A 9,420-nucleotide genomic window follows, 5' to 3' on the forward strand; every position below is an offset into this window, starting at 1 on the left:
TGCTGAAGGAGGGCGGCAACGTCCTGCTGCTCGACGAGCCGACCAACGATCTCGACGTCGAGACGCTGCGCGCGCTGGAGGAGGCGCTGGAGACCTTCGCGGGCTGCGCGGTGGTGATCAGCCATGACCGCTTCTTCCTCGACCGGCTGTGCACGCACATCCTGGCGTTCGAAGGTGACAGCCATGTCGAGTGGTTCGAGGGGAACTACGAAGCCTATGAAGAGGACAAGCGCCGCCGTCTGGGTGATGCTGCCGATCGGCCGACGCGACTGGCGTACAAGAAGCTGACGCGGTGATCTTCAGCCTCGACGAGGAACTAGCCGCTCACAAATACTCGCATGTCGAGCGTGAGCGGCGGTTCCTGGTCGATGCTAGGTCGCTGGTCGTAGTCTCAGTGCCGATCGGTACTCACCTGTACCTCCAGCTCAGACTAGCGCAGCCGCTTGACGAATGATCGGCCGCCTTCGCGGCGTTCGATCTGGAAGTTGGGGACGGCTTCCATCAGGTCGGAAAGGCGGTTGTAGCCATAGTTGCGTGCGTCGAAGCTGGAGCGGTTGGCGGCTAACTGACCCATCGCCGACAGGCTGACGTAACCGCGTTCGTCGCGTTTCGAGGCGTCGTAGGCGTCGACCAGCAGCTTGAGGAGTTCGGGGCCGACGGGAGCCTTAGCCTTGGTGCGGACCGCGCCGGCGATTGCGGGGGGCAGGACCTGATCGATCGGGATCTCGGCGCTGGGCGGTCCGGCGGGGGAGATGGCGGTTGCGGCGGATGTCAGCGCGCCGACGTCGATGAAGCGGGTGCAGGCCTGCTTGAACGCCTCGGGCGTCTTGCTGGCGCCGAAGCCGTAGACCGGGAGGCCGTCCTGGCGGATGCGCATCGCCAGCGGCATGAAGTCGCTGTCCGAGGACATGATCCCGAAGCCCTCGACGCGGCCGCGGAACAGCAGGTCCATCGCGTCAATAGTCATCTTCATGTCGGTCGCGTTCTTGCCCTTGGTCAGGTCGAACTGCTGCTGTGGTTCGATGCCGTGCTTGATCGACATGTCTCGCCATGGCTTGAGGCCGGGCTTGGTCCAGTTGCCATAGACCCGGCGGACGTTGACGGTGCCGAGTTCGGCGAGGACCGTCAGCACCGGGTCGAGCGTGGCCGCAGACGCGTTGTCGGCATCGATGAGCAGGGCGATGTTGCGGGTGGGCGTCTGTTCGGTCATCTCGCCACCCTCGCTCCCGCATCGGTGCGGGTCAACCATAGGTGATCGCGACGACCTCGTATTCGCGTTCGCCAGCAGGGAGCAAGACGCGACGGGAATCACCGACCGCGGCGCCGCGCAGGGCGCGAGCGATCGGAGCGTTCCAGCCAATCCGGCCGCGCGCAGTGTCGGTCTCGTCGTCGCCGACCAGCGTCAGGACGCGCTCCTGATCGTCATCGTCGACGATCGTCACGGTCGCGCCGAACCAGATGCGGGTGCGGTCCTCCTGCGCGGCGGGATCGACGACCTTCGCCGCCTTCATCCTCCGCGACAGCCAGCCGAGCCGCCGGTCGATCTCGCGCAGGCGCCTTTTGCCGTAGATGTAGTCGCCGTTTTCGGACCGGTCGCCATTGCCCGCCGCCCAGGAGATCGTTTCGACCAGCGCCGGGCGTTCGGTGGCGAAGAGCTGTTCGTATTCGGCGCGCAACGCCGCATAGCCGGCAGGCGAGATGTAGTTCGGCGCGTCCAACGATCAGCCCGGCCGCGACTTGCCGAGATACCAGCTGAGCCGCGCCGTGCCGGTGCTCTTGGCGCGGACCGGGTTCATCAGGTCGTAGACGACCGCGTTCTCGATCACTCGCTGGACGTAGTTGCGGGTTTCCTGGAACGGGATCATCTCGATCCAGTCGACCATATCGACCGCACCGGTACGCGGGTCGCCGTTCGCGCGCAGCCACTTGTTCACGTTGCCACCCCCGGCATTATAGGCAGCGATCGCAAGCGGATAGCTGCTGTAGTTGGCATAGATGCGCTGGAAGTAGCTCGACCCGAGCATGATCGAGAGGTTGGGATCGCTGGTCAGTGCCGCGGGCTGGTAGGCGAGGCCGATCTTGCCCGACTGCTCGCGCGCGGTGGCGGGCATCAACTGCATCAGGCCGCGGGCGCCGGCGCTGCTCACCGCGGTCTTGTCGAACTGGCTTTCCTGGCGCGCGATGGCGTGGATGATCGTCCAATTATTCTCGTACCCGGCGGGCACCGGCACGGTCGGGAAGGCGGTGGCCGCGTGATCGGTAAGCCCGTTCTGCATCGCGTTGCGACCGACCATCACCGCGAGATCTGGGCGGTTGATGGTCCGCGACAGTTCGGCGACGAGGATGTGATCGGTGCTGGTGGTCGCGTCGGCGGCGATCTGGCGAACGAAGGCGGTCTGGTCCTGCCAGTCCGCGATCTGGCCGAGGAACTTGACCGCGCGGACCGTCTCGCGTGCGTCGAACGCGGCGCGGGTGGCGGGATCGATCACCGGGGCGGCGAGCGTAGTGGGCGCGACCAGCGGCTTGCCGGTGCGTTCGAGCGCTAGCTGGCCGTAGAACTGATCGCGATACCCTGCGGCGCGGGCGTAGAAGGCGGCGGCGTCGACCGATTTGCCCGCGGCTTCGGCGGCGCGACCGGCCCAATAGAAGCCCTTGGCGCGGGTCTGCGGCGCCTGGCTGCCGCGTCCGTAGCGATCGAACATCGTCATCGCATCGGCGGGGCGCGCGAGTTGCTTCAGCGCGACCTGCCCGGCGAGCCAGGCGAGGCTTGTATAGTCGTCGCGCTCGCCATAGGGCTTGGCGGCGACGTCGGTGCCGGCCGGGTAGGCGTCGTCGACCTGGCGAGCGATGTCGTAGGCGAGCTGATACTGCGCATCGGCGCTGGCGGCGCGCGCGTTGGTGAGCAGCACCTCGTACCATTTCTCGACATTCGCGGGCCGGCGGGCGAGCGACCGGGTCTGCGCCAGCCAGGTGCGCGCGGTCGGGCCCGCGCCGCTGTCGCGGAGCCAAACCGCGCGATCGGCGATGTAGCCGGGATCGTCGGCGTAAAGCGTCTGGGTCGTCATCGCGAGCGTCGCGGCGTCGGCGGCATTGGTGCGGAACGACAGGCGAGCGGCGAACGCGGGGCGGCGCGCGGCGCTGGTATAGGCTATCTGTCGCGCCGCCGTTCCGGTCGAGCCCTGCCAAAGCAGCGCGTCCATCCTGGCGTCATGATCTTCGGTCGTCAGCGCGCCGGCGAAGCTGGTGAGGATCAGGCTCTCGTCGGCTGCCGACAACGAGCCCATCCGCCAGGCGTTGCGGGCCGCAGCATCTGCCTCCGCGGTACGGCCGAGGGCGCGGAGCGCACGGGCGTGCGCGACCGAACCGGCGGAGGACTGCGGTGGGAAGCGCTGGAAAAAGGCGATGACCGAGGACGGCGACGCGGTGCCGGCCTGCCGTTCGGCGGCGCGGCGGTTCGCAGCCTGACCGGGCCAGCCGGGGTGCGCGGTGATGAAGCCGGCATAGCTGTCGAACGGCAGCGCGTCGGTTTGCTGGAGCGCGCGCCACTGGGCGATCGTCGCGGCGATCGCGCCGTCGGCCGGGGCGGCGGCAGGCTGGGTGCTGCGGTTCGCCAATTGGGTCTGGTAACGGTCGAGCTGGTCCTGAGCGACGGTAGAGGTGCCGCCTGCGAGCAGCGCGATGATCATGCCGGTGCGGAGGCTGGTTGCGTTCATGTGGACAGGATACGTATCCTACCCGTATCTGTCCTGAACAAAACGACCCAAGCGGCGCAACAGGAGCGCATATCCCATGTTTTCAGGATCGATCCCGGCGCTCGTCACGCCGTTCGCTGCCGATGGTGCGGTCGACGAGGAGGCCTATCGGGCACTGATCGACTGGCAGATCGACGAAGGGTCGTCCGCCCTGGTGCCGTGCGGCACGACCGGTGAGGCCGCGACATTATCGGCGGAAGAGCATTTTGCCGCGGTGCGGGTATGCGCCGATCAAGTCGCCGGCCGGGTGCCGGTGATCGCGGGCGCCGGATCGAACGACACCCGCGTCGCTGCCGATAATCTGCGCCGGGCGAAGCAGGCGGGAGCGGACGCAGCCTTGATGGTGCCGCCCTACTACAATCGACCGAGCCAGGAGGGCATCTTCCGTCACTTCGCGGCGCTCGCGGAACAGGCCGAGCTGCCGATCGTGCTCTACAACGTGCCCGCGCGGACCGTGACCGATATACTTCCCGCAACGCTGGCGCGGATCGTGGCGGCGTTCCCGCAGATCTTCGTGGCGGTGAAAGACGCCAGCGGGGCGATCGCGCGGGTGTCGCAGCACCGCGCGAGCTGCGGGGCGGGGTTCGCGCAGCTGTCGGGCAACGACGATATGGCGCTCGCGTTCAACGCGATGGGCGGCGTCGGGTGCATCTCGGTTTCCGCCAACGTCGCCCCGCGGTTGTGCGCGGATTTCCAGGCGGCGTGTGCGGCGGGCGATTATGCGGCGGCGCTGGCGTTGCAGGATCGGCTCTACCCGTTGCACGATGCGCTGTTCAGCGATGCGTCGCCGGGCCCGGTCAAATATGCGCTGTCGCGAGTTCGGCCCGATTTCCCGGTCGGTATCAGGCTGCCGATGACGTGGCCGTCGGCGGAGTCGCAGCGGTTGGTGGATGCGGCGCTGGAGCATGCCGGGCTGGGGTGAGGGCGGGCGCGAAAAGTCCCAAGAGTCACACCATACGCGCAGGCGCGCGGGTGGGATTGGTTTCGATCGGACGATGAGAAAGAGCCTTGGACGAGGGCTGCTCGGCTTTCTCCAACTTTGCAACGATGGGCGTTCGGCGTGGACGCGGGTTGGGTGTGCTTCCTTCCTCTTCTGGTTCTCCTGCGAACGCAGGAGTCCAGGGTCATGAACGATGCGCTTCGTTGCCCTGGGCTCCTGCTTTCGCAGGAGGACGGTAGCCACAGCAGAAGGCGGCCTGCCAGATCGTGGCAACCCCGCCGATGGGGCGGATCGTCGCGGGCGGCTTCCCTCGGCGCTTGGTAGCTCCTACATCGCGGGTCGATGGCCCGCCCCAAACCTCCCGTTTTCGAAAAAACCAAGATCGTCGCCGAGAACCGGCGCGCGCGGTTCGAATATTCGATCGATACCGTCTACGAGGCGGGGATCGCGCTGACCGGGACCGAGGTGAAGTCGCTTCGGTTCGGGCAGGGATCGATCGCGGAGAGCTATGCCGAGGTGAAGGACGAGCAGGTCTGGCTGATCAACGCCAACGTGCCCGAATTCAGCCATGGCAATCGCTTCAACCACGAAGCCAAGCGGCCACGTAAATTGCTCCTTCACGAGCGCGAGATAAACAAGCTCCACGGGGCGGTGGCGCGGCAGGGGATGACGCTCGTCCCGCTATCGGTTTATTTCAACTCCAAGGGACGCGCGAAGGTGGAACTGGCATTGGCCAAGGGTCGCAAGGACCACGACAAGCGCGAGGCGATCAAGGAACGCGAATGGAAGCGCGAGGCCGGGCGCGTGCTGCGCGATCGCGGCTGATGGCGAGCGCGGCCCCGACCTGGTGGCAGCGTGTCGCCGCCTGGGGCCGGCGCAACCTGCCGACCCGCGAATCGATGGAGCAGAACCGTCTGCTGCGCCCGGTCGCGCACCGGGTGCTCGCTCCCGAGCTTTGGCGGTTCACGCGCCGGTCGGTGCCGCGCGGCGTCGCATTGGGCATGGTCACGGGCATCCTCTGCCCGGTCGCGCAGATCCCACTGTCGGCGGTGCTGGCCCTGCCGGTCCGCGCCAACGTGCCGACCGCGGCGATGACGACGCTGATCACCAACCCGCTGACGACCCCGCCCTTGTGGGTCGCGGCTTATTGGATCGGGCGGTGGATCCTCCACCTCGACGATCATCTGCCGGGTGCGCCGGTCGCGGACGCCGCCAATCTCGGCTGGGTCCAGTGGCTGTTGTCGGAAGCCGGGCCCGCGACCGCGATCGGCTTGCTGATCATCACCGCGGTGTCGGCGATCGGCGGGTTCCTGCTGTCGGCGCTCGGCTGGCGGCTGTGGATCGCACGGAAATGGCGGCATCGTCGCGATCAGCGGCACTGATCGCTTGACGGCGCGGTACGGCTGACCAGAAGACGGGCCGTGGCCTCGCTCCCCCTCCCATCCGGATCGTCCCCGATCAAGACCGCGGCGCTGGTCGCGATAGGCACCACCGTCCTTGCGGCTGCGCTGGTGTTGCTGCTGGCGAACAGCCTCGTCGCGGCGGTCGGCTTCCTTGCGATGGGGCTCGTCACCGGCGGCGCGGTGTTCGCGTGGCGATTGCTGGGGCCGCAGGCGCGGGTCGAGCAGCGGACGATCGACTGGGATTTCACCCGGAAGCTAGCGGAGGCAAGCAGCGATGCGGTCGCCGTGACCGACCGGGCGGGGCGGCTGATCTGCGCCAACGACGCGTTCGAGGCGCTTTTCGCGGGCTTTCCGACGCCGCCGGGCCTGCCGCTCGACGAGGACGGCGTGGAGCGACTGAGCGCGGCGGGGCGGCATGGCTGGCGCGACGGCAGCGGCTATGCCGCGGGGCTTTCGATCGACGGCAAGCGCCTGTCTGGACGCGTGGCGCGCGCCGGCGACGAGGCGGACATGCTGGTCTGGTCGTTCACCGTGTTGCACGAGGAGGATCTTGCGGCATCGACCGAGGCGATGATCGCGGGGCATCCCGGCGACCGGCTCGGTGGCGCGGGGGTGATGGCGGCGCTGATCGCGTCGGACGGGCGGATCCGGGCGGCGAACCGGGTGTTCGCGGCGCGCGCGCTGGGCGGCGACGGCGCGATCGAAGGGCGGGACTTCGCGCGCTTGCTGATCACCGACAGCCGCGGGCTGGTGCGATTCGAGCGCGAGGGACTGGACGGGACGCCGCTGCGGGTGCTGCAGATTCCGTTCATAGACGGCGATCATGCGCCGGTGCTGGTGGCAATGCTCGACGACGAGGATACCGCGCCCGCGATCGGCGCCAGCGCATCGGCGCACGTCCGCAGCCTGGTCAGCCTGATGCCGTTCGGGATGGCGCTGGTCGACCGCGAGGGGCGGTTCCTGCAGATGAACGATTCGTTCGTGCGCGCCGCCGCGGTCGATGCGGAGGCGCCGCCGCTCTACCCGGGCGACTTGGTGGTGCGCGAGGACAAGGGCGCGGTCGCCGACGCGATCCGGCGCTTCGCCGGGGGGGCGACGCATTCGACCGACATGGCGGTGCGGCTGAAGGATCATCCCGATGAGCCGGTCGCGCTGACGATCGCGGGTGCGCGCGGGCTGGGCGACGCCGCGGTGTTCCTGAGCCTGAAGGACAATACCGAGGAGACGCGTCTCAAGCGGCAGGTCGCGCAGGCGACCAAGATGCAGGCGGTGGGCCAGCTCGCGGGCGGCGTCGCGCATGATTTCAACAACATCCTGACCGCGATCATCGGGCATTGCGACCTGATGATGATGCGTCATTCGCCCGGCGACAGCGATTATGACGACATCCAGCAGATCCGGACCAATTCGAACCGTGCCGCCAGCCTGACGCGACAATTGCTCGCCTTTTCGCGGCAGCAAACGCTGCGGCCGCAGGTATTGCAGCTTCCCGACGTCGTGTCCGAGGTGTCGAACCTGCTGAAGCGGCTGATGGGCGAGACGGTGCGGCTCGACGTCAGCCATGGCCGCGGGCTTGGCGCGGTGCGCGCGGATCCGGGGCAGCTGGAGCAGGTGGTGGTCAACCTCGCGGTGAATGCGCGCGATGCGATCATGGCGGCGAACCCGCGCGGGGGTGGCACGCTGACGATCCAGACGCGCGCGTTGCCCGCGGCGCAGGTGCGTGCGCTCGGCTACGACATCTTGCCGGTGGCGGATTATACGACGCTGATCGTCAGCGACACGGGGACGGGGATTCCGCCCGAGGTGTTGCCGAAGATCTTCGAGCCGTTCTTCACCACCAAGGAGGTCGGCAAGGGCACCGGCCTGGGGCTTTCCACGGTGTACGGCATCGTCAAGCAATCGGGCGGCTACATCTTTGCGGATTCGAAGCCGGGGCAGGGGTCGAGCTTCACGCTGTACCTGCCGGTGCATACCGCGAGCACGGCGCCCGCCCCCGCACGGCTGGCGGCGCCGCGTTCGTCGGTGAAGCCCGCGGAGATGTGGGGAACGGGCACGATCCTGCTGGTCGAGGACGAGGACATGGTCCGCGCGGTGGCCGAACGCGCACTGACGCGGCAGGGTTATACGGTGCTGACCGCGGAGAATGGCGAGGTCGCGCTGCAGATCCTCGACAAGACCGAGCGGCCCGATCTGCTGATCAGCGACGTGGTCATGCCGTTGATGGATGGACCGACGATGGTCAGGCATGCGCGCGAGAAGTATCCCGACCTGCCGATCATCTTCATGTCGGGCTATGCCGAGGAACAATTGCGGCGTTCGATCGATCTGGACCGGGTCGCGTTCCTGCCCAAACCCTTCTCGGTCCAGCAACTGGCGGAGGCGGCGCGCGACGTGCTGGCGAACCGCTGATCCGGCTGGCAACCAGCGATTTTCCGGGTTAAGGCCGGCGCATGACAGGACCCAGGCAGATCCTCATCGTCGAGGACGAACCACTGATCGCGATGATGCTCGAGGATTTCCTCGAGGTTCTTGAGAAGGAGGCAGCCGGGATCGTCGACAGCGTCGCCGATGCACTCGCGCGGGTCGCCCAGGGCGACATCGACGCCGCGATCCTCGACGTGAACCTGCGTGGCGGCGAGAAGAGCACCGCGATCGCCGAAGCACTGGCGGCCAAGAACATCCCGTTCGTGTTCGCGACCGGTGGCGGCGATGACAGCGTCGACGAGCGCTTCCGCGATCGTCCGCGGCTGCAAAAGCCGTTCACGATGGATGGCGTCGCGAAGGCGCTCGACAGCCTGGTAGTCGCCGACGCCTCCTGATCGTGGCGCTTAGATGCTTGCGTGGGACGGCTGCCCGACGCAATAGCGTGTCGCCATGACCCAGTTCGACAAGTCTCGCCTGCCGAGCCGCCACGTATCGGTCGGGCCCGAAAGGGCGCCGCACCGCAGCTATTACTATGCGATGGGGATCTCCGAGGAGGATATCGCCAAGCCGTTCGTCGCATTGGCGTCCGCCGGTAATAATTCGGCACCGTGCAACACCACGCTCGATGCGCAGGCGGACGCGGCGCAGGCGGGCGTGATCCATGGCGGCGGCATGCCGCGGCGTTTCAACACGATCACGGTGACCGACGGCATCGCGATGGGCCATCAGGGAATGAAATCCTCGCTGGTCAGCCGCGAGGTGATCGCAGATTCGGTCGAGCTGTCGGTGCGCGGCCATTGCTATGACGCGCTGGTCGGGTTCGCGGGGTGCGACAAGTCGCTGCCGGGCATGATGATGGCGATGCTGCGGCTGAACGTGCCGTCGATCTTCGTCTATGGCG

Annotated in this window: 9 protein-coding genes and 1 pseudogene; 7 read left to right on the forward strand and 3 right to left on the reverse strand. The window is 67.5% G+C overall.

The window, feature by feature from the left end:
- A pseudogene (locus ACFE77_RS15105) lies at positions 1-296 on the forward strand (energy-dependent translational throttle protein EttA); the annotation flags it as partial.
- 134 nt (positions 297-430) lie between these two features.
- Here ACFE77_RS15105 and ACFE77_RS15110 read toward each other — a convergent pair.
- The 3 genes from ACFE77_RS15110 to ACFE77_RS15120 are packed head-to-tail and all read right to left on the reverse strand — an operon-like array spanning position 431 to position 3,713.
- A complete protein-coding gene (locus ACFE77_RS15110) occupies positions 431-1,210 on the reverse strand; it encodes an NYN domain-containing protein (protein WP_375422475.1) in 780 nt (259 codons plus the stop codon).
- A 31-nt stretch (positions 1,211-1,241) separates the two neighbouring features.
- A complete protein-coding gene (greB, locus tag ACFE77_RS15115) occupies positions 1,242-1,718 on the reverse strand; it encodes a transcription elongation factor GreB (RefSeq protein ID WP_375422476.1) in 477 nt (158 codons plus the stop codon).
- A 3-nt stretch (positions 1,719-1,721) separates the two neighbouring features.
- Positions 1,722-3,713, reverse strand: coding sequence for a lytic transglycosylase domain-containing protein (locus tag ACFE77_RS15120; RefSeq protein ID WP_375422477.1), 1,992 nt, complete (start codon positions 3,711-3,713; stop codon positions 1,722-1,724).
- Between the two features lie 76 nt (positions 3,714-3,789).
- Here ACFE77_RS15120 and dapA point away from each other — a divergent pair, with 76 nt between their 5' ends.
- The 6 genes from dapA to ACFE77_RS15150 form a co-directional block, all read left to right on the forward strand.
- On the forward strand, positions 3,790-4,674 hold the full coding sequence (gene dapA, locus ACFE77_RS15125) for a 4-hydroxy-tetrahydrodipicolinate synthase (protein ID WP_375422478.1): 885 nt from the start codon (positions 3,790-3,792) through the stop codon (positions 4,672-4,674).
- A 360-nt stretch (positions 4,675-5,034) separates the two neighbouring features.
- Positions 5,035-5,517 (forward strand): SsrA-binding protein SmpB, encoded by a 483-nt coding sequence (gene smpB / locus ACFE77_RS15130; RefSeq protein ID WP_375422479.1) that lies wholly within the window; start codon positions 5,035-5,037, stop codon positions 5,515-5,517.
- Positions 5,517-6,074 (forward strand): DUF2062 domain-containing protein, encoded by a 558-nt coding sequence (locus tag ACFE77_RS15135; RefSeq protein ID WP_375422480.1) that lies wholly within the window; start codon positions 5,517-5,519, stop codon positions 6,072-6,074. The genes smpB and ACFE77_RS15135 overlap by 1 nt, the downstream gene beginning before the upstream one ends.
- A gap of 39 nt (positions 6,075-6,113) precedes the next feature.
- Positions 6,114-8,504, forward strand: coding sequence for a response regulator (locus tag ACFE77_RS15140; protein WP_375422481.1), 2,391 nt, complete (start codon positions 6,114-6,116; stop codon positions 8,502-8,504).
- Positions 8,505-8,545: 41 nt separating this feature from the next.
- Positions 8,546-8,914: a response regulator gene (locus ACFE77_RS15145; RefSeq protein WP_375422482.1), complete on the forward strand. Its 369-nt coding sequence runs from the start codon at positions 8,546-8,548 to the stop codon at positions 8,912-8,914.
- 55 nt (positions 8,915-8,969) lie between these two features.
- The coding region (locus ACFE77_RS15150; RefSeq protein WP_375422483.1) for a dihydroxy-acid dehydratase at positions 8,970-9,420 on the forward strand (451 nt) is incomplete at its 3' end.

Source organism: uncultured Sphingomonas sp. (assembly GCF_964243315.1).
GTDB lineage: Bacteria > Pseudomonadota > Alphaproteobacteria > Sphingomonadales > Sphingomonadaceae > Sphingomonas.